Source organism: Pedobacter sp. MC2016-24, assembly GCF_015223055.1.
Classification (GTDB): Bacteria; Bacteroidota; Bacteroidia; order Sphingobacteriales; family Sphingobacteriaceae; genus Pedobacter.
In genome coordinates, this window is sequence record NZ_JADFBX010000012.1 from 1 (window position 1) to 20,772 (window position 20,772).

The window sequence follows — 20,772 nt, forward strand, 5'->3', positions numbered from 1 at the left end:
TTTGAGATATGTCATTTCAAAAATAATAATCTTGTAATTATTCTTAGATTCGGCATGTCAATAGTATCGTTGTAACTACATATTTAAACATTAGAATTTAACGAAGAAAACGAAACTCTAATGTTTTAAAACTAAATTCAAACTTTATGCGCAACCTTTTATTACTATTATTAGGTCTTTGGATAAATTCTGGCTATAGTCAAACCGAAGTAAATCAGACCTCAGTAACAGATTACTCATTCAATTCCGAGTTTCTAAAAAACAAGCCTGCCACTATAAAAGGTCAAATTATAAATAGCACAGCGACAGAACTCTCCAAAATTCAATTATTTTATATTTTGGTTCTGCCTTCCGCCAGGTATCAGGAGAAAAAATTCATTAAAGTCAATAATGCCGGTATATTCAACATAACTTTAGCTAATGCATTGCCTAATCAACAAATATTCCTGCGCATTGGAAACTACTATCAAGCAATTTATGTAAATAAAAACCTGACAATTAAAGTAGATTTTTTAAAAGTACAAAAAAAGAGCGTACCTGCAGATGCAGTCAAATTTGATGGACCTGATGTTGACCTGATAAATTTCATGTCATCGGCGAATCTTTTTAATGATCATATTAAAAGCAGGATTTTGGAAAAAATGTCGGATCTTAAAATCAGCGACTCTCAGTATCTCGCAAAAATAGAAGCTCTATTATATGAGTTTAAAGAATTTCAAAAGGCCTTTAAAAAACAAAGTTATTCAAAATACCATTTACTTCTGGAAAATGAATTTTTGTCTGAGTATTACGCCAACTTACTTAATCACTTTTTATATACTGATAGAAAACCAGGCCGAGAAATATGGGATAAAATTAAATCACATAAGGTCTATTTAACCTCCAACTCGGGAATGGCGTTTTTAAACTCTTTATATAAGTTTGCTAAATATTCTAATCATCTAATTAAGTTGGCTGACAAAGAAACGACCCTAAGTGAGGCCAGGCAACTAGAAAAGATTTTTGGTCATCCATATGCTGATGTTTTAAAGATACAAATGGTAAACGATGATCCAGTAGAATTTAAGAACATGATAAAAGATATCTTGCCAACAATTAAATCTCCGTGGTGCAAAATTGTAATTCAGCAAGAATACGATACTTTAGCCAATAGGCTGAATAAAGTAAATGATATAGTGAAGCAAATCAAAGGAGTTGACTCTGACAAAGTAATCGGTACTGCAATAGGTGAACTTCCTATTGGAGCAAAACTCTCTGTGATAAAATCTATGAATTCAGGAGATTTTTTGACCAAACTAAAAACCTTATATGCAAACAAAGTAATTGTTTTAGACTTTTGGGCTACTTGGTGCGGAGGATGTATTCAAGATATGCCAGCTGGTATAGCGCTTAAAAAGAAAGCTAATGATCTTCCAATCGAATTCATTTATATCTGTACAAGTTCAGGTTCAACGATGGACAAGTGGAAAAATAAAATCATTGAAATGAAAATTTCAGGTACGCATATTTTTGTAGATGAAAAACTCGTTACTGAACTAATGACCTTATTTGGGAAAAGCGCTTTCCCAAGTTATATCGTCTTTAATAAAGCTGGCAAAATAATACCTGGAGCGATAAAATTCATGGGAACAACAACAATTCAGGATTTACAAAAGTATTGTGAATAGAATTTCCACTGTGAGATTTAGAACGATGTTCCTGGTTCACAAAAAGAGGAGGTTGCCTATAAGGAGATTCAGATCGTCAACAACGTGACGCAAGGAATGGTGCAGATGTAGTCAGGGACTTTATTATCCGAAAAAAATCATTGCGGCTAATGCAGGCATATTCCTTTCGGACATGTACCTGAAGCCGAATGACCACGAAAAAAGTTGAAGGACCACCTTCAATAAATACCTAAGGATGCCAATGGATTATAACTGTTCGTTTTAAATAATTGCTAAACCAACCTAAATATTATGAAAAATCTTAAGGCCAAAGAAATGATATCTGCGGGAATAATGGGGATGAGCGGCTTTGCTGCTCCATTTTCTTTCATATGTTTAATTTACTATTTCACTGATCTTACTACTAAGCCTCTTTTCCCGGTGAAATATCTTGTGGCAACTTTTATTATATCATTAGCAGTTTGGCTTTATTGCTTTTATTTGCAGCGGTCAATAAAAAAATATAGGAAACAAAATAGTTTGACAGCATCTAATCAGGCGTTTTAGAATTGAAGTGATTAATGAAAACATGAAAATAAATGAATTATTCAGGTAGATATTATCTGGATTTTTTCTAAAAGAGCGAGTTCAATACAGAAATAGCAAGTCAACCTGGCCAAAATGTAGCGAAGTTTGCAATCTTAAAGTGACGTATTTAACTTAACAACAATTTCTAACTAAATTTAAACCCAAATGACTGAACTAGATTATTTTGACTCGCTATTAGATGTTATAGAAAAAGATTTACCCTATCAAGCCGATGAGGAAGTAGACCGCATAGAAACTTCCAGTTCGATGATTAAAAACTTGATCAGAATGCGCCTGGTAGCAGATCCAAATACGGTGCTTGATGAACAGTTTGCACTTAAAAAAAGATGTTGTGACCTTTTAGCAAGAACTTATAGTCTGGTTGCAATGAAATCTGAAAAAGATACTGCCTTTGGGAAAAAATTGATGCGTAATGTGATCTTGATGTCACTGACCAAACAACTGGAAGAACTATTTTTCTTGTTAACAAAATTTGGTGAAATTCGTATGAGTGATTTGTAGGAAATAGCCCTAGCATCGCTATGGCGGTTTTAAATAAATCTTTTATGGATTCAAAAAATCCATCAACCAGGATCAATGAAGCCGTTAAATTATTCGGAGTGAAGGGAATTCCTGCGAAAAAAAAAATTTAAATAAATATCTTTTATTATATATAATGATGTATATTTACGTCATTAAAGGATTGTTATATAATTAAATGACGTTATTGTTAAATTAGATGTTGAAGTTATTACCGAAGATCTTGTGAGGAAAGTAGGACATTCTGAGCACAAGAGTATGGTAGAACTCAATTCCTATGTTATCTTTGGGTAATATAAGGATTTGGGTCGCCTGCTTTATTCTGTGTTCAGCCGCGAAAGCGGTGGCTGTCCTACGCCATCCTCGCAGAATAAGCATTAAGGCGGCCCTTTTTTCTTTTTCTGCAGCTCAAGTATTTTTCTAAAAAACATATCAAAACTGAAAAATATGAAAACTCAAAAACGCTGTATCTTAAACATTTATTCCACCATCATCTCCCCACCACATTAGGTACGCTATTTTAATTTAATTAATCCATAAAATTCCCACAGACTTTTTCTGACAACCATTAAGTGGTCATATGGTAAGCGCTTACCATGTTGTGCTGCTTATTGTGATCAGCGTCTAGCACATTAACACTCTAATCAAATATGTTTAAAACGATAAAAATCATCGTAATGGCCATGCTTTGCCCAATTTTAAAGGTGGGAGCCCAGTATGCAACAAAGCCGCAATTAAAAAATCAAATCATAACCGGAAAGGTTATTTCTGCTTCCTCTGGTGAAACACTTTCAGGAGTAGTCATTAAAATAAACAGTATCAACCAATCGGTAACAAGCATTGAAGGGGGGCTTTTCATCTTGAACCTTCCAAAGGGTAAATTTATCCTGTCGGCCCAATATCTGGGTCACAAAACGAGGGATGTCGAAATAGAGGTTCCCTTAAGGGAAGCACTAATAATAACGCTAAATCCTGAAAATCGAAATTTGCAGGAAGTACAAATCAACGCGGGCTATTACACCGTTTCCGAACGTGCCCGTACAGGAAACATACAGAAAATCACTGCTGCTACAATAGAAAAACAGCCCATCAGCAATCCGCTGCAAGCCATGCAAAATAGGGTGCCCGGCGTACAGATTACGCAAACTACAGGCGTGCCGGGCGGCGGTTTTAATGTGCAGATCAGGGGTAGAAGCAGTGTCAATAGCCAGGTCGGTAACGATCCATTATATATTGTCGATGGCGTGACTTTTCCATCGGCTAAGGTTTCTGATAGTTACTTTGGTAACATTCTGGGCACAACAGGGGCTAGTCCTTTGAGCATGATCAATCCAAACGATATAGAAAGTATAGAGATACTTAAAGACGCAGATGCTACAGCTATATACGGCTCTCGGGGCGCAAATGGTGTAATCCTGATTAAAACAAAACATGGTCAAAGTGGCAAACCTCAGATCAATGCTTCATACACGCAAAGTATCAGTAAAGTAGCCAGTCACATTAAGCTTTTAAATACGGAACAGTATTTAGAAATGCGTAATGAAGCTTTAAAAAACGATGGAAAGACACCAACTTCTCTGGATTACGATATCAATGGAACTTGGGATCAGCATAAATATATGGACTGGCAAAAGCTATTGATCGGGGGAACTGCCGCAACTCGTAATGCAGCTTTAAACTTTAGTGGCGGTTCTGATAACATAAATTATCGACTGGGGGGAACCTATTTTAAAGAAGGAACCGTATATCCCGGTGATTTCAGCTTCAACAGGTTCAGTCTGCAATCCAGTTTAAACTTTGGCTCAGAAAACAAAAGGTTGAATGTCAGCTTTACCACAAATTATAACCATAATAGCAACAATCAAATTAGAACTGATTTAACGACTTACATTACACTTGCACCAAATGCGCCAGATCCATATGATCAATATGGAAAACTTAATTGGGCACAAAATACGGTATACCGTAATCCAATGTCTTTATTGCTTGCAAAAAACACCATCAATTCAGATAATCTAATTGGAAATATAATTGTCAGTTATAAAGTTTTACCTGATTTAGTCTTTAAAACCTCGGCCGGATATAACCTGATTAAAACGAATGAATTTAGTAAGCTCCCCCTGGCTTACATTTCTCCAGCGTATAGTCCAACGCCCGCAGACAGAACTGCTACATTTTCTAATACGGATAATCATACCTGGATTGCCGAGCCTCAGCTAAATTATAACAAAAAACTAGTTTATGGGAATCTAGTGGCTTTGATTGGTATGAGTTTTCAGGAGAATGCTGTTGACTTACGGTCATTACAGGCGTCCAATTTTACGAGTGATGAATTGCTTGAGAATATTGGTGCAGCCGGAAGCCTTGTAAATAAGCTGGCAACATATAGTCAGTATCGTTACATCGCCGCTTTCGCACGTTTAAATTATAGTTTAAGAGATAAGTATTACCTGAATTTAACCGCACGAAGGGACGGTTCAAGTCGGTTTGGGAGCGATAAACAGTTTGCCAATTTTGGTGCAATAGGTACCGCCTGGATCTTTTCTGAAGAAAAGTTCCTCAAAGAGAAGATGTCATTCTTAAACTTTGGAAAAATCCGGGCAAGTTATGGTGTTACAGGAAATGATCAGATTCCGGATTACGGCTACCTGCAATTGTACAATACCTCAGCTACCTATCAAGGAATACCCACCATCATTCCTTCATCTTCAAATATCGGAAATCCAAATTTCGCCTGGGAAACAAATCGAAAATTGGAATTTGCATTACAACTGGGGCTGTTTGATGATAGATTATCTTTAGAGGCTTCCTGGTACCGAAACCGTTCAGGTAATCAATTGATCGGTGATCCCTTGCCGCTAAGTACGGGCAGTTTGACTGTCCGGGCAAACAGACCTGCATTGGTTCAGAATACAGGCTGGGAATTCCTTACGAATGTTAAAATCCTTAATGGACATGATTGGAGGTGGTCGAGCGGAATAAACCTGACAATCCCCAAAAACAAATTAATTGCCTATCCGGATATTGAGCAATCAAGTGATGCCAAAAATTTCATCATCGGCCAGCCAATTTCAATTTATAAAGTGTACAATTTGAGAGGTGTAAACAGTCAAACCGGCCTTTATGATATAGAAGATCATGATGGCAACGGATTATTGGATGATAGGGATAGGTATCTTCATAAATTCGTAGGTCAATATTTCTACGGGGGCATTCAAAATTCAGTAAGCTATAAAAATTTCAACTTAGATTTCCTTTTAGGATTTACGAAACAGAATGGATACAATTACGCATCCAGCCAATCAACCCCTGGTTTATGGAGTGCCATCGACTATCCGACTGCTAATCAGTCAATATACGTGTTTGACAGGTGGCGAAAACCAGGAGAAAATGCGACTATCCAAAGATTTAGCACGGACGACGCTTTTGATTCTACCTATGAAAATGCCAGAGCATACGGCGGCCTCAATATTAGCGATGCATCCTACATCCGATTAAAGACGATCGCTCTTTCTTATTCGCTGTCAGAACGATGGTTATCTAAAGTCAATATCAAACGGGCAAATCTGATTCTAAGTGGACAAAATCTTTTTACCATCACCAATTATAAGGGCCTGGATCCTGAGACTCAAAGCATGAACACATTGCCTCCGCTGAAAACTTGGGCATTGGGTTTAAACGTAACTTTTTAAGAATCTATTATGAAAAATATAACCTATTTATTGATACTATTGAGCTGTTTGTTATGCTCCTGTAAACAATTTCTTGATATTGATCCACCTAAATCAAGTCTGGTACAAGAAAGCGTTTACCAGAATGATGAAACGGCTACTGCAGCTATATTGGGCATCTATTCTAGTATGGCCGGTAATGGATATGCAGGTGGGGGCAACAACAGTATAACGGCAATAGCTGGACTTTCTTCAGATGAATTAACCGGGTTCAGCACAGCACTTCAAGAATTTTATACCAATCAGGTCAGCTTAACCAATGGCACCCTTAAATCACTTTATCTGGGTACTTACCAAAATGTTTTTGCTGCTAATGCGATACTGGAAGGTTTGTCTGCAAAAAGCGGCGTAACTCCACCGGTTAAGTCCCAGATTGAGGGGGAGGCACACTTTGTAAGGGCATTCATTTATTTTTATCTGACCAATCTTTTTGGCAACATTCCTTTACAACTCACTACGGATTATAGAGTCACTAGATTGACTCCGTTATCTAGTACAGATAAAGTATATAGTCAGATACTCACTGACCTGAAAACCGCCGAGGGTTTATTGACTGATGTTTATCCTTCAACAGAAAAGGTTCGACCAAATCTTTCAGCAGTACAAGCTTTATTGGCCAGGGTTTACTTATACCGGAAGGATTGGATCAATGCGGAGAAGTATGCGGGTATGGTGATTGCAAAATCCGGTAAATACAGTCTTCCCGCACTAAACGATGTGTTTTTAAAGAATAGTAGTGAAGCCATTTGGCAATTATTCCCTACGGCCAATGCCAATACCAGAGAAGGGGGCATGTTTATACTTACCAATACACCAATCAATGTAACCCTGGAGCAATCATTTGCAACCAGTGGTTTTGAGTCAAATGATAAAAGACCAATAAATTGGATTAAAAGCTTCAGCAACACCAAAGGAACCTGGTATCATCCTTTCAAATATAAAGTAAGGTCATCAACAACCGTGTCCGAATACTCAATGGTTCTAAGACTTGCAGAGCAGTACCTCATTCGCGCGGAAGCTAGAGCTAAACAAAATGATTTAGACGGTTCAATAGCTGATTTAGATAAAATAAGAGGGCGGGCAGGATTACTTTTGATTAGGGACCTGAATCCCGGTATCAATCAGACGAATCTCTTAAAGGCCATTTTGAAAGAAAGAAAAACGGAGTTATTTAGTGAATGGGGCCATCGTTGGCTGGATCTTAAAAGAACTGATCAAGCGAGTACCGTACTTGCACCGATCAAAATGGGCTGGCAGGACACCGATGTTTTTTATCCACTGCCAGCAGATGAAATCAACAGAAACCCAAATCTAAATTAACAGAATTTAAACGACGATTATCCGCAAGCAATTGCCAATATATATAGAATTAAGAAATGATGAAGATATTGAAACTAATATTCCTGTTGATCTGCATGTGCAAATGTTTAGCCTATAGTCAGGAGCTAAAATCCAATCATTCCACCATTATTGTTAAATTTCATTATCAGAGGAAAAAAATCCCTGACAGCCTGGCCATATGGGCCTATCCAAATGCCAACTATTGGGAGAATTCTGTTGACTATCTACCTACAATATCTAAACAACATGAGTTCATTTTTAAATTACCATTAAAATGCAACCTGCTGAATTATAGAGTACAGATAATCAATGCCGGGAATGCAATACTAATTGGGAATTATTATGCAACACCAGGGGATTTGGTAAAATTGGATATTTATGAAACTACAGGAAAAGATTCTCTTGTTTTCAGTGGAAATGGATCTGCCAAATATAAATTGATAGCTGAACTTACAAAAATTGAAGAAACTACCTTTAATGCACTACCAAATATAAAAAAAGGGGCCTCGTCAGCAGCGCTTTCTGCCAATTTAAAATCGCTCGTCAGTATCCTGCAACATGAAACTTCAAACAAATACCAACTTATCATTAAAGCTGATCCTAAAATTGGTAAGGTAATGAAGGAAGTAATTGGGTATCACTATGCCAATTATGATATCATTTGGGCAGATCGTTTGATGCATTACTGGAATGTATTCAAGAATGACACCCTGAGCCGGCACATTCTTACTGACCATTTCAATGCGTATGATCATAAATTCTTGGATGAGTCTGCTGAGTCTAGTGTTTTTAGCAACAGGCATTTTCAATATTTGTTATTGATGTTGAGGTACGGTAAGCTCTTTAATCAAAAAAATGGCACCGTAGACATGAAAGGTTTGTATGATGTTGTCAAAGGATATGCTGAAAATATCAAAATAAAAGACAGGTTATTATGTGAATTCTTCCTGACAGGAGGGGGGTATTCAACCAATTATAAGGTGTCTGTTTTTGACTCTTTAATCAAAGACGCTTCACCTTCGTTAATTTCTCCATTGGGTAGGGAGTTTATAGCAACCAATTTATTGTTTAAAAAAGGAAGTAAGCTTTTTGAAGGTGAATTTATTGATTTGAAAGGTAATAGATTTATACCCGCTGATTTGAAAGGCAAAGTGTTTTTGATTGACGTTTGGGGTGAAGGATGTGGAGCTTGTGTCATGTTCCATGATTGGTTTGAAGCCAATTTGTGGCCGGAATTAAAAAATATAAAAGATTTCGTTGTCCTTTCCATATTTGACGGCAAGACCAAACAGGATTGGCAACGTGGGATCGCGAGCAAGCGCTTTACTTCCACGGAATATGTTAATGTTTCTGATATGCCGCTGAGGATGGCTGATCATCCTTTTTTTAAACATTATAATGTTAACTATGCGCCGTTATTGCTCTTAATAGATAAAAATGGAAATATCATTCAAAAACTCAATGGGAACATTACAAAGGAAAGTTTTATGAAATTGGTAAAGGAGGCCATTGAAGCTCCTGATCCCATTTAATCTTTTACTGTTTAGTAATTAAAGAAACCATACACCTGTCGTAAAGTGCAATCAGGTTGTCGTTTTCAACATGGAACTGCCTCAATAGAAGCCCTGTATGTTTGGGCATTAGAAAACTGTAGAGGTAGTTCCCGTTGTTCAGAGCGTAGACATCAATAGTGCTGTTCTGGAAGAAATCAGTTAAAGATTGATTATTTGCGCGGACACCCGAATACAAATAAAGTTTATCCTGAAATACAGAAAAGTAAATGTTAACAAGATCTCCAGGCATATTTAGTGTCCTTCCTTTTGTCACTTTTCCATTTGCAGTTGTCCTCTCTGAATCAATCAGTTTAAGGTTTGCGCGATTAATCGTATCCACAGTTTTTGCACTATACAGTAAATTTAGATTGGTATCCAGGCAAAGAAAGCTACCCCTGCGGTAATACATGTAAAATAGCCGCTTCGAGTCTTCATCATATTGAAGTAAGCCGTCTGAGCAAAAAATACCATCAAATTGTTTGGGCACAGTAAACGATTTTTTAACCTGTCCGTTATTTGTCAGTACAATTTTGCACAATTCGGTATAACTTCCTTTTTTTGAATTTTTGAATAATCTTACGGCAATCGAATTGGCTGAGATCGCGACCGGATTGTCAAATATGGCTTTGACATTAAAAACTTTCCTTCGGGTCGAAGATAAGCGTGCGATCTGCCCGACTTCATTTGCAACAAATATGGATGAATCAACATGACTGAAATTAAGATTATGTAGATTGGAATTGAATTCATTTGGCAATTTTAGACTTTTAACTTCAGTTACTCCCAGTGAATTGTTCAATCGTAATAAATCCAGGGGGCGGTGGCGACTGCTGATCCAAATATCTCTTTCTGGTTTCCAGGAAAAAAATATATCGTGTTCCAGTTTGATCGAATGTTGAATTCTAAGCTGTTTATTGACCATTTTTCTATCAAACCCATTATCCGAATTTTCGTTAAGAGCTACCATAAAATACATCCCTATTCCAAATATGGCAATGATAAGTAGCAAGTAAATTATTTTCTTCTTCATAATTTTATAACTAAGGCTATCCTGAATATAGGATAGCCTTATAAATGATTATTTCAGTTTATTACTGTTGTCTAAACTTGTAGACTGAAATACTGCTCCTTGTTGATCTGGTTGAGACCAAAGGGTTTGCGGGCCAATTGCAGTTCTACATAAAGCACCGGTACCAGTACAATCAATTTCCTTACTGTCTGCATCAAAATATACAGCACCAGCTTTTGAGGTTAATGAACCGCCAATAGCAACTATTGCCAACAAAGCGGAAAAAAATAATCTTTTCATGTTTTTTTTATTTAAGTGAATGCCTACTCTAATGGTTTACAGGTTTTCGGCTTACCCCTGATTCAGGTTGCAACAGAATATCATGAAGACTTTTTCAAGTCCGTTATTTTAACAGGATCACTTTTTAGTACAATGGCAATGATCGCCAGCAGCAAGAACACGCAATTGAAGGCCAGGTGCTGATCCCAGCTCATGGCAGATATAATCCCGCCACAGTTACATGGGATTTCCTGTGAAAAATGCAGAATCCCAAATATGTATAAGCTGAATAAGGTCATCAATCCAAAGCTGGCAAACAGCCCCGGCAGGATGGTTTTTGGAAAAATGAGGAGCACTGCAATACCAATTTCAACCATGGGTACAAGCCAGGCCAATACCGCTGCGTAAGCGGTAATGAAAGGAGACTTACGCATTTGTAATTGGAAAGTGCCGAAGTCGGCCAGTTTACTGGTAGCTGCATACAGGAACAACAGGATGTATAAGCTGGCGACTGTCTGAACAAACAAATGACGTACACTTAAAACACGATTTTTTTGATCAGAACGTATCATGACTTAACGATTAAAAGGTAAAAGTGAAACAGCCTCTTCAAACATTTGGATAAGTGCAACGATTGACGGGCGATGACCCGGATCGTTTTGTACACAATGGAGGATTAACTTGATCAGAGGTGCGTCTACTTTCAGTTCGGTCAGTCTTTGTGACAACAGGGTACTTTTTTCTAACTCAAATTTAGCGGGTGCCAGCCCCGTAAAACACATGATCATAAAACCACCAAGGGCATAAATATCCTCTTTTACGGTAGGCACCTGAGCCATCCATTGCTCTGGAGACATAAAACCAGCAGTGCCTAGTTTAAATGCAGGTGAAGGGAAATTGGATTCAAGGTCATACAAAAGTTCAAGATCAATCATGAACAGTTGACGACTTTTTTTGAGCATAAAATTCCCCGGTGTAAGGTCGCGATGGACATAATCTGCCGAATGTAGCAGGCAAACCATTTCAAAAACATCCCGTAACAAATCCAATAAGACCCATTTATCCCGATCAGATAAGCTGAGCCAGCAGTTAAACCGGTAAATATCCTCCAATACCTGGTTAAAAGGTATGCCTTTGATAAATTCCATGATAAGATAGTGATCATCTTTTTCTTTGAATTCGGCGATGATCTTTGGGATCTTGACAAGATCAGATAGCCTGGTGTGTACCTCGAACTGCCATTTAAGCCTGTCCTGGATGTCCCTGCCGTCCTCATCGGACCACATACAGTATCGTCCTTGTTTGATGACGCAGCTTGTAGGAAACAAATACTTATTTAAATATAGACCCTTAAGTACATCACCTTTAGGATCTGGCTTTAAGGTAGCAGTGACCAGACAATTGCCTTTTAAGTTTAGTACCTGTTTTTTTGTATTTACTGGTAAGGTCAGATCCTGCTGTTTGGCATATACTGTTCCGCCCATATGCTGATGACCCGGGATAGCAGGGCCTTTGAAGTCTGTTGTGAGGATAACCAAAGCCGCTACAAGTTCATCCTGGTCTATGTCTGCTGATAGGTAAATTAAAATTAGTTTGCCAATGTGCTGTTCACCGAAATTAGCATTCAAAACCAGTTTAGCTGCCTGTTGATTTTTCACCAGGTTGAAGGATATTTTTTGTGAAACCAGGTAAGGAATGACAGCCTCAACCAAATTTGTCAATTGAGATAAAATCCCGGAAATGAAAATCACCCGCTCAGCGACCAGCTGGTCAAAATCTACCTTGATGTAATATTCATCACAGGTATAAGGTGTATCAAGTTCATTCAAAAACTCAGTGTGATCTAGTTGCGGGTAACCCTGCAAAGCGGAAGTCAAATTCATTTGATTCATAACAATAGCGATTGATTAAATCAAAGGTAAAGTCGAAGCTATATTGCGCGTTATGCAATATTGCATAGTTTTAACATGCATTATTGCATACTTTAATGATGCAATTATGCCTGGTTACTATTTCAACTTATTGATCATGTATATGTAATTTCTGAGCCCTAAATTGACGTGTATAGCCTGAATTTCCTGACTGGAGCACTCTAAGAAGGCTTCATTCTCCGCCCGAAAGCGTCTGACACGCTCTAATGATTTGATCTGAAGTAAAGCCATGTGTTGCCTGAGGTAGGTACTTTGTTTTTCTGCAAGTGTTCTGATCACCTGATTAATATCTGCATACTTACTCATCAGTGATAAGAGGTCTTGATAACCAATATACAACACCTCGCCAGGTTCTAGAATTTGCACATAGTCAGACCTGTCTAAGCTATATAGCAAACTGTCACTATTGAAAATGAATTGTCTCCGTTTATAGATCATGGTGCCAGATGCTTTTTGTTTTTCATGGTCGTAAAAATAGCTGTGCGACATTGCATCGATAGAGAACCACAAAAATCCCATCAGCGCCTTGCCAGGAGTTTCCAGTCGTTGTAACCTCATCACGCTTTGCAGGTGACAGCAGCTTACGATATCTTCAATTTTTTGTTCATAGAAGCTAACCAGGCTACCAAAAGCTGGTATCAAATACTGGAGAATGAGTTCTCGCTTGTAGGATTCTAATTCTTGGGCTGAGCCGTGCATAACAATATGGGATGATTAGATTTAATCAAATGATTGGCTCAAATATCAGGAGTTCAGGTTAATAAATTATTGTGCCAGCAGTATCATATTTGAATGTGCCAGTTAGAAATATTAAGTCAGTAGAGATTTTTCTGAGTATTTTAGGTTGAATTAACCAAATCACGCTTAACAAAAACGCATCCCTATGCAAAACCACGATGAAAATTTTTGGACCTTAGATACGCTCATTGAAGGCCATTACGCAGAACAAATCTTTAAGTTTTTCACTGAACACATTACAAAAGGCGATTTAATGCCTGATGAACGCTTGCCATCCTACCGTGTTTTGGCTGAGAAATTGGGCGTGCACAGGAACACCATGAGTAACGTGTACCGCATGCTTCAGCGAGAGGACTGGATCTATATCAAAGTGGCCCAGGGAACATTTGTCTCTGAAACATTTCCCGGGTATGAAAAAATATATGAATCAGCCAAACAACTTAAGAAGCTGCCTGTCAAATTAAACATTGAACAACGGATCAGGCGTGAGAAAGCGGAGAGAAAAGTAAATTTTACGGCTATAGGTTTTGATACACCAAGCCCGAAATACTTTCCGGTGTCGCACCATTATGATTTCATGTACGATCATGTTAAGCGGTATAAAACTTTAAAGCAAATAGATCAGATGATCGATTTTCGGGGCTCAGACCTAAAAAAAGCAATATTGAAACAGTTAAATGTCATGCGCAGATTTGCGATCCGTTCTGCTGGCTTAGAGGTAATCATTGGTAGACAGGAAAGTCTTGAACGTGTGTTAAATACTGCTTTAGCACCAGGAGATGTGGTGATCAATACCTCACCAAGAGATATATTGCTCAGTAGGATTCTAAATAAATGTGAGGTTAAATGTTATGACCTGGAAGGCTTTGGACCTGGGTTTATCGAAAACCTCAGGAGATTTTTGAGCCGTAAAAAAGTTAAAGCCGTATATATCCGTCCTCAATGTAGCTATCCTGCAAGTCAAACCCTTGGGGCTCCGGCTTGTGAAAAACTGGTAGAGCTGGCAAAGAAATACGGGTTTTACATCATTGAGGAAGATGATTATCATGAATTTTGGTACGAGACCAAACCTTTCAAAGAATTGGTTAGATATGATCACAATGGCCATGTCATTTATCTGGGTGCATTGAGTTTGTTAACGCCTTACATGCAGCAGACCAGAACAATTGTAGCTGCTGAGGACTTCATTACGCTGATGAAATCATTACCAGTTCGAAATTATATCCAGCGGGATATTCTAATAGAAAAAACAATCACCAATCTTTTGAACAGTAAAAAAATATGGAAACACATTAAGCGGATGAAGCGGGGAATGGAAGTTCATTTGGAGGAAGCATGGGCACAAATGGACAATTACTTACGCAGGGGTGTAAAACTAAAGAAACCATCAAGTGGGTTATCGCTTTGGATTGAATTTCCAAGTGACCGGAATTTGCAGGAGTCAATGGATTTAGTTTTAAAATCCGGGCAGCAAATTCCTTATCATCCTGATGGTTATCTGTTGGGGCGTGGCGTTAACTGCATTCGTTTAGGCTTTGGCTCCTGGGATATCCTGGAAGCACAAACTGCAGCTAAATTATTACATGACAAATTCCTAAAAGACTATGGTAACAGCTATAGTTACATTTGCTATAAAACTGAGTAGCGTATAAGATGTGCTCAGATTATGCTCTTAAAAATCTTAAATATATTGCAGGAAATATTACGTGTGCAGCTTGAAATCAGTGCAGACCTGAAAATTCTATTGCCCGTTCGAAACCAGGAAGAAGATTTGCTGCTGGACAATAGCGATGCCAAGCGAATGCTTAAAGTTGGCGACAGTACCTTATACCGCTGGCGCAAACTGCAATTGATTGAATCCAGGCGTATAGGAAAAAAAGACTATTATCTGAAAGTAGATCTGGAAAGAATGCTACATGATAAGATGAATAAAGGCCGTTAGTAACCCTTTATCGTAGCCAGTTCAGATCGCCGGAAAAGTAGAAAATACGCTTCATGCGTTAAGATTCGTCGTAGGTCTTTAGTGCGATGGGTAGGCATGTACTCACACCGTTTAACCCACAAACGGTAAGCGTAATCAAGATGGTATCTTTGACCTCATCACGGGTAGCGCCAAGCGACTTCGCCATAGCGACGTGATAATATATTGCTTTTGGATCTCCCAGGGCAGCTTTTATGCCAATATAAATCAACTGTTTCGTCTTCGCATCCAAGCCGCTAGTCTCTTTTAGCGCGTCAATAAGCTGGTCAAATGCTTTAGCCACTTTAGGGGCTTCTTTTTCAAATACTGCTAATGGATTTTGCTCCTGATTCATGTCTGAATTGATCATGGCCTTAGTGCCATTGTAACAAAGATCGCAAAGGAACAGGATATGAAAAATGATGGTCATGACATAAATACGTAATACATATCAATAAAGCAGGTGATCAGGATCAGGAATTTACAGCGCTTAGAAAAGGACTTGACCGCCAGATCTGGGATAGGCAAGTCGGTCATTTGATCGGTCAAATCCAGTCAAATCCGGTCAAATCCGGTCACACATTTTCAAATCAGCTGCTTTTTTGATTTTCCAATATACATTTGGTTCACAATCGGTTATAGTTCGATTCGGCTGTACTTAGCGTAGGGAAATCCTTCGATAGCGCTGGTACTATAACAGGAACATAACAGGAACATAACAAGGGTATAACAGGAGTTGGGTAGGACTCATGGGCCCCTTGAATACTCCTTTAAGACTCCTGTTTTATACTGGTGATTGTGCCAGCCAAGTTGAGCATTGAGCGAAGAAATTAAATATTGTTCACCTAAAACCCATGTAAAATGGCAAAAATGAAGCAAGGAATTTTCGGTCCTATTTCCGGAAAATTGGGTCCCGTGGTTGGGGCAACCTGGAATGGCATCCCGTATTTACGGGAATCGCCAAAGAAGAAGAAAAAAAAGCGCAAAAGAACGACCGCGCAATTGGCAAACGAGGAAAAAATGAAATTTGTGAACCTGTTACTGGTCCCTTTTCATCCTTATGTGGGTATTGGTTTTCAGCACCTGGCGATTGAGAAAACTGCCGTTAATGTAGCCTATTCCATCATGTATCACCGGGCAGTAACTGGCGTGTACCCAAATTTAGTGGTTGATTACGCACAAATTGTAATCAGTGCAGGCAATTTACCCGGCTTGCTTAACCTGGAAATGGAAATGGTTGGGGAACAGGTGATACAGTTAATCTGGGATAATGGTAGCGATCCCAGAACTGGTTTTGACGATCAGGTAATGTTGGTCTTGTACTGTCCTGAACTGGCTTTAACAGACGGTTTTACCGGTGGTGCGAAGAGAAATTCGGAACAATGCCTGTTTAAATTTGATTCCAGGTTTATCGGAAAAGCATTGGAAGTGTATGTCAGTGTGACTTCGCTGGACAGGAAAAGGATCGCCCACAGTGTATATTTAGGAAGGGTAGGCGGGATATGAAGACAGCAACCACAACGATACTTCAGGATTTGGTGGTCAATACCTTAAATCCATCTGCTAAAGTTCTTAGCCCAGCAGAAATTAAAAAATGGTTAACTGAGTTGCCCGAGATTAGCAGGGAGATGTTTCAGGTGATGGGGATCCTGGTATTCAGTCCACTGGAAGCAAACCTGGTAAACCGGCACATCCGGCAGATCCAGCGGGAAACCATTTTTTTGATAGATACCTTACAGGCTTATCAGAATATCCCCGCTTGCATGGCGATGTTACACCAGGCAGTGCTGACTTGTTTAACGGAACTTTTGCAGGGTATTGAGGAGCAATATTCCGATTATTTTAACCTGGATTTGGCCATGCCGGCAAGTGGCTTTAAAGCCGAAGTTGAAAAATTGTCAAACCATATGGATTTATTAATAGCTGGTTTGAAAGCTAAAAGCAGTGACAAAGCTTTGCAGCAATTGATTATTGGAAGTTTGAACGGTTTTTTAACTGCTGATAGTTGCACTTATTATCGATTGGCCTATGTGCAGGGCTTACAGGAATCGTTAACCAATCTGTGCAAAACTACGGAAAAAAAAGAAGCGGATGAGCGCTTGCGCGAGCATTTGGTGTATTATAACCTGAACAATGCAACACATGTTCGCTACCATAAAACCTTGATTGCAAATGCTCTTGCCTCGGTTTTTGATGTGCAGGAGCAGTATGAATTGTTGTATGCCTACCAAAAGCAGTTTCGGGGCTGGCAACAACTCAAAACAGCTGCTTATAGCCCGCGACAGGAAGGGATCAGGCAGGTTATGCTCAGTTATATCAAGGCAGAAATCAAATATCTGACCAAGGTGCGGCCTGTATCAGCTCCAGATCCTGCATCAGATGCGGCGGTTTCAAACTACAAAATCTGTGTTTCTTTAAGCGTGGATGCCCTCGCTTACTTTTTCAGACTACTGATCCTTGCTGGGGTGGTTAACGGAAGCCCGAGGAGCCAGCTGATTCGCTTTATTGCCAAACATTTCCAGACACCTGGTGCCAGCAAGAAAGGAATTTCTGAACGTAGTCTGGAAGGTAAGTACAACCAGGTGGTGCAAAGCACTGCCAATACGGTACGCATGGTACTCATGCGTATGCTGAAAATATTAAACGATCAATTTATAACCACTTAAACTTAGAAAAATGAAAACCCAAAATCAAGACAGGGCGACAATGGTTGCCGCAAATTTTATAGTAATGGCGTTGATGCAATCAGAACTGATTAAACTGAGTATGCGGCTCGCCCTGCAAAATGAACTTGTAGAATGGAAAGGTAAGCTGGATCCGGAAGCGTTGAAACCGGAGGAATTCGATTTATTGAACGATCTTGAAGAGCCTATTGTCAAATGTTTGGTTCAGACCAGAGATCTGATTGCCGCAGTTATGGGCGATTGGATTCGGTTAACCAAGATTAATGAGGAGCAGGCTTTTGCAAATGTTGCTGCTGTAGAACTGGCTCAGAATCTGTTTTACAGCTATTTGTTGCCACTGGATCAAGTCAAATATGATCAGATTTTATGTGATGTTGATTTTCTGTACGTCAGCATATGTTATATCCCTAAAGTTGCAGCCTGTTTAGTCATGACAGGAGAGGTCGATCTGGAAGGGGATTGTTATGATGATTTCTGGAATATGGAAACACATACCAGCGCCTTTGATCTTTTGGACCGGAGTGATGTACTGGTGGATTTGCTTTGTGGACTGGCTGAAAAAATGTCCCGGCAGTTTATGGAATTCAACATAGCATGGAAATTACAAGAAAAATAATATGGGTTCTAGTCACTTTAGAGCGGGATTTTGATGCTTTTGTAGTGGGGGGTGTGACACCCAACGCACTGGCGGGACGTTTATAATTTCCATTCCTTTGTCCTGTTGTTTTTGTACTTGATATCTGAGCAGCTATCCCGGGAAGTTTAGCAAAGCAAGCGCTGGAAACAACGAGTTAACAAAATGATAAACAATTAAATCTTAAAAAAATGGGAATTATTAAACAGGGAATCCTCGGTGGATTCGCCAACAAAACAGGTAGCGTAGTAGGCGCTTATCACCGCGGTCAGGATACCATCCGTGCCTTACCTCGCAACAGTGGCAAAGCGCCAAGCCAGGCGCAAAAGGACCAGCGATTGAAGTTTGGCCTGGTCACGGGGTTTTTAGGCCGCATCAGCAATTTGATCGATAATGGCTACGCAGCAGCTGGTGCTAAAATTACGACCGCGATGAACGAAGCGGTAAGCTTGCACCTGAAGTCTGCAGTGACGGGTCTGAGTCCAAATTTTACCTTTAACTATGCCAAGCTGATTTTTAGCAAAGGTAAGTTGTTGATGGCACAGTCTGTGTTGGCCGATTCGATTGCCGGGGGCAAGGTGAAGTTTAGCTGGGACCATGTGGAGCAGGATGACAAGCTGATTGATGGAACGGATCTGGTAACCATACTCATTTACAATCCGGCTAAAGACCGCTTTGTATCTGTTCGGGATGCTGTGGCCAGATCTGCGAAATCGTATAGTATGTCTATTCCAGCCGATTTCAGTCTGGATGACGTTCATTGCTACATCAGTTTTAGCTCTGTGAAGAAAAGGAACCTGGTATCTGACAGTCTTTATGTTGGCTTATTGCCGGTAGTGTAATGGTAAGCCGCTTTGATTGGTTAGCCGGTCAAAGCGGCTTTTTTAAGCGTCTTATCACTAATTAAATCATCACTTAAGTAAACTAAATATGAATATTTTAAAATTAAATAAGGACGAAGTGAGCCAGGGAAATCACTTCAAATACGATACAACGAAAGGTAAATCCAGGAATTATACTGTTTACCTGGTACTTGCCTTACTCATTGGATTATGCCCGGTGCTTAGCAACATGATCCGCGGAGCCGATGAGACAACCGGCTACATCGACCCCAACATCTGGTTACTGATCCTGATCAGTCTGATCAGTTTCATGATCGTTGCTGGCTTATGCTGGTGGCTTTTACAGCAGTTCTGGACAAGTATGGGTTTACCCGCAATTGAATCAATGGTTTTACAATTTAAAAATTTACCCTCATGGCAACAATTAGGATTTTTCTGGCTTTGCTTTACTTCGCTGTTATTGGCAGCAGTTGGCGTGCTGACCGCAGTATTATAAGTTATGGTGCTTCGCATCAAAATACCAATCATGCTCGGATCCATTTCCCCAACGAAGGAAGAAATAAGGTTCTCGCTATCGCAGAAAAAGAAATTGGCGTTCAGGAAGATCATGAAAATAGTGGCGCGCGAGTGGATACATACAATGCGTATGTTGGCCTCAAGAAAGTACCTTGGTGTGCGTCGTTTGTTTCCTGGGTTTTTGGGCAGGCGGGGTATACGAAGCCGCGCACAGCCTGGAGCCCGGCGTTATTCCCCGGAAATCGGCTTGCCAAGAATCCGCTGGCTGGAATGGTGCTTGGTGTGTATTTTCCAGAGTTGAAACGGATTGCACACTGTGGTATTATTGCTGGGGTAAGAGGTGACTGGATTGAAAGTGTTGAAGGCAATACCTCAAAAAATGGAAGTAGGGAGGGTACCGGGGTTTTTAGACGGACAAGGCACAAAAGGACAATTCGTTGTTATGCAGATTGGTTGTAATATTCATCTCTAATGGGTAGCACTTTGCCAAATCCGTTTTATATTAGTAGATTGCTGAAAGGAAACATCGCGTATATACTTCCCCAAGGTTGGACATTCTTCACAAGAAATGCTAGAGAAGAGAAACTATTTATATTTGAAAGAGAAAATAACGGTAGTTTAAGTCAGGTAGACTTGCGAGCTTCATCTTATGTCTATTGTTTTGGTTTGGATAGAACAGGGAGAGGATTTCTATGGACGAATTACTTTTCTAACTTTTATTTTAACATTTTTAATTACTGAATCTTATTTAAGATCACGCCGTTGATAGCAACAAATATG

21 protein-coding genes are annotated in these 20,772 nt (G+C 39.3%); 15 read left to right on the plus strand and 6 right to left on the minus strand.

Annotated features, from left to right (window positions below; all coding sequences use genetic code 11):
- The first annotated feature begins 146 nt into the window (after positions 1–146).
- The 6 genes from IM797_RS21245 to IM797_RS21270 all read left to right on the plus strand — a co-directional run bounded on the left by IM797_RS21245 (position 147) and on the right by IM797_RS21270 (position 9,378).
- Positions 147–1,667 carry a TlpA disulfide reductase family protein gene (locus tag IM797_RS21245; RefSeq protein ID WP_194129208.1) on the plus strand — a complete coding sequence of 507 codons (1,521 nt, stop codon included), beginning with the start codon at positions 147–149 and terminating at the stop codon, positions 1,665–1,667.
- A 291-nt stretch (positions 1,668–1,958) separates the two neighbouring features.
- Positions 1,959–2,213 (plus strand): hypothetical protein, encoded by a 255-nt coding sequence (locus tag IM797_RS21250; RefSeq protein ID WP_194129209.1) that lies wholly within the window; start codon positions 1,959–1,961, stop codon positions 2,211–2,213.
- 186 nt (positions 2,214–2,399) lie between these two features.
- Positions 2,400–2,756, plus strand: a complete 357-nt coding sequence (locus IM797_RS21255) for a hypothetical protein (protein WP_194129210.1) — start codon at positions 2,400–2,402, stop codon at positions 2,754–2,756.
- 668 nt (positions 2,757–3,424) lie between these two features.
- Entirely contained in the window at positions 3,425–6,466 is a 3,042-nt protein-coding gene (locus tag IM797_RS21260; protein ID WP_194129211.1) for a SusC/RagA family TonB-linked outer membrane protein, read from the plus strand.
- 9 nt (positions 6,467–6,475) lie between these two features.
- Positions 6,476–7,825, plus strand: a complete 1,350-nt coding sequence (locus IM797_RS21265) for a RagB/SusD family nutrient uptake outer membrane protein (protein ID WP_194129212.1) — start codon at positions 6,476–6,478, stop codon at positions 7,823–7,825.
- A gap of 56 nt (positions 7,826–7,881) precedes the next feature.
- Positions 7,882–9,378, plus strand: coding sequence for a TlpA disulfide reductase family protein (locus tag IM797_RS21270; RefSeq protein WP_194129213.1), 1,497 nt, complete (start codon positions 7,882–7,884; stop codon positions 9,376–9,378).
- 4 nt (positions 9,379–9,382) lie between these two features.
- Here IM797_RS21270 and IM797_RS21275 read toward each other — a convergent pair whose 3' ends face one another.
- The 5 genes from IM797_RS21275 to IM797_RS21295 form a co-directional block, all read right to left on the minus strand.
- Positions 9,383–10,429 carry a hypothetical protein gene (locus IM797_RS21275; protein WP_194129214.1) on the minus strand — a complete coding sequence of 349 codons (1,047 nt, stop codon included), beginning with the start codon at positions 10,427–10,429 and terminating at the stop codon, positions 9,383–9,385.
- A gap of 48 nt (positions 10,430–10,477) precedes the next feature.
- Entirely contained in the window at positions 10,478–10,708 is a 231-nt protein-coding gene (locus IM797_RS21280; protein WP_194129215.1) for a hypothetical protein, read from the minus strand.
- A gap of 80 nt (positions 10,709–10,788) precedes the next feature.
- A complete protein-coding gene (locus IM797_RS21285; protein WP_194129216.1) occupies positions 10,789–11,259 on the minus strand; it encodes a MauE/DoxX family redox-associated membrane protein in 471 nt (156 codons plus the stop codon).
- A gap of 3 nt (positions 11,260–11,262) precedes the next feature.
- Positions 11,263–12,579 (minus strand): protein kinase, encoded by a 1,317-nt coding sequence (locus tag IM797_RS21290; RefSeq protein WP_194129217.1) that lies wholly within the window; start codon positions 12,577–12,579, stop codon positions 11,263–11,265.
- Between the two features lie 117 nt (positions 12,580–12,696).
- Positions 12,697–13,260: a Crp/Fnr family transcriptional regulator gene (locus IM797_RS21295; protein WP_194129218.1), complete on the minus strand. Its 564-nt coding sequence runs from the start codon at positions 13,258–13,260 to the stop codon at positions 12,697–12,699.
- Positions 13,261–13,501: 241 nt separating this feature from the next.
- Here IM797_RS21295 and IM797_RS21300 point away from each other — a divergent pair, with 241 nt between their 5' ends.
- Both IM797_RS21300 and IM797_RS21305 read left to right on the plus strand, forming a co-directional pair.
- Positions 13,502–15,001, plus strand: a complete 1,500-nt coding sequence (locus IM797_RS21300; RefSeq protein WP_194129219.1) for a PLP-dependent aminotransferase family protein — start codon at positions 13,502–13,504, stop codon at positions 14,999–15,001.
- A gap of 21 nt (positions 15,002–15,022) precedes the next feature.
- The gene (locus IM797_RS21305) at positions 15,023–15,298 is read left to right on the plus strand and encodes a helix-turn-helix domain-containing protein (protein ID WP_194129220.1); all 276 of its coding nucleotides are present in this window, start codon (positions 15,023–15,025) and stop codon (positions 15,296–15,298) included.
- Between the two features lie 58 nt (positions 15,299–15,356).
- Here IM797_RS21305 and IM797_RS21310 read toward each other — a convergent pair whose 3' ends face one another.
- Positions 15,357–15,746, minus strand: a complete 390-nt coding sequence (locus IM797_RS21310; RefSeq protein ID WP_228099021.1) for a carboxymuconolactone decarboxylase family protein — start codon at positions 15,744–15,746, stop codon at positions 15,357–15,359.
- Between the two features lie 440 nt (positions 15,747–16,186).
- On the opposite strand from IM797_RS21310, the gene IM797_RS21315 reads away from it, so the two are divergent.
- From IM797_RS21315 to IM797_RS28785, 7 genes are all read left to right on the plus strand, one after another.
- The gene (locus IM797_RS21315) at positions 16,187–16,822 is read left to right on the plus strand and encodes a DUF6266 family protein (protein WP_194129221.1); all 636 of its coding nucleotides are present in this window, start codon (positions 16,187–16,189) and stop codon (positions 16,820–16,822) included.
- Entirely contained in the window at positions 16,819–17,982 is a 1,164-nt protein-coding gene (locus IM797_RS21320) for a hypothetical protein (protein ID WP_194129222.1), read from the plus strand. Before IM797_RS21315 ends, IM797_RS21320 begins: the two co-directional genes overlap by 4 nt.
- Positions 17,983–17,992: 10 nt before the next feature.
- Entirely contained in the window at positions 17,993–18,616 is a 624-nt protein-coding gene (locus IM797_RS21325) for a hypothetical protein (protein WP_194129223.1), read from the plus strand.
- A gap of 209 nt (positions 18,617–18,825) precedes the next feature.
- Positions 18,826–19,476 (plus strand): DUF6266 family protein, encoded by a 651-nt coding sequence (locus tag IM797_RS21330; RefSeq protein ID WP_194129224.1) that lies wholly within the window; start codon positions 18,826–18,828, stop codon positions 19,474–19,476.
- A gap of 88 nt (positions 19,477–19,564) precedes the next feature.
- The gene (locus tag IM797_RS21335; RefSeq protein WP_194129225.1) at positions 19,565–19,972 is read left to right on the plus strand and encodes a hypothetical protein; all 408 of its coding nucleotides are present in this window, start codon (positions 19,565–19,567) and stop codon (positions 19,970–19,972) included.
- Positions 19,891–20,451 (plus strand): peptidoglycan-binding protein, encoded by a 561-nt coding sequence (locus IM797_RS21340; protein ID WP_228099023.1) that lies wholly within the window; start codon positions 19,891–19,893, stop codon positions 20,449–20,451. Before IM797_RS21335 ends, IM797_RS21340 begins: the two co-directional genes overlap by 82 nt.
- Before the next feature lie 12 nt (positions 20,452–20,463).
- A complete protein-coding gene (locus IM797_RS28785) occupies positions 20,464–20,733 on the plus strand; it encodes a hypothetical protein (RefSeq protein WP_194129226.1) in 270 nt (89 codons plus the stop codon).
- Positions 20,734–20,772 lie beyond the last annotated feature (39 nt).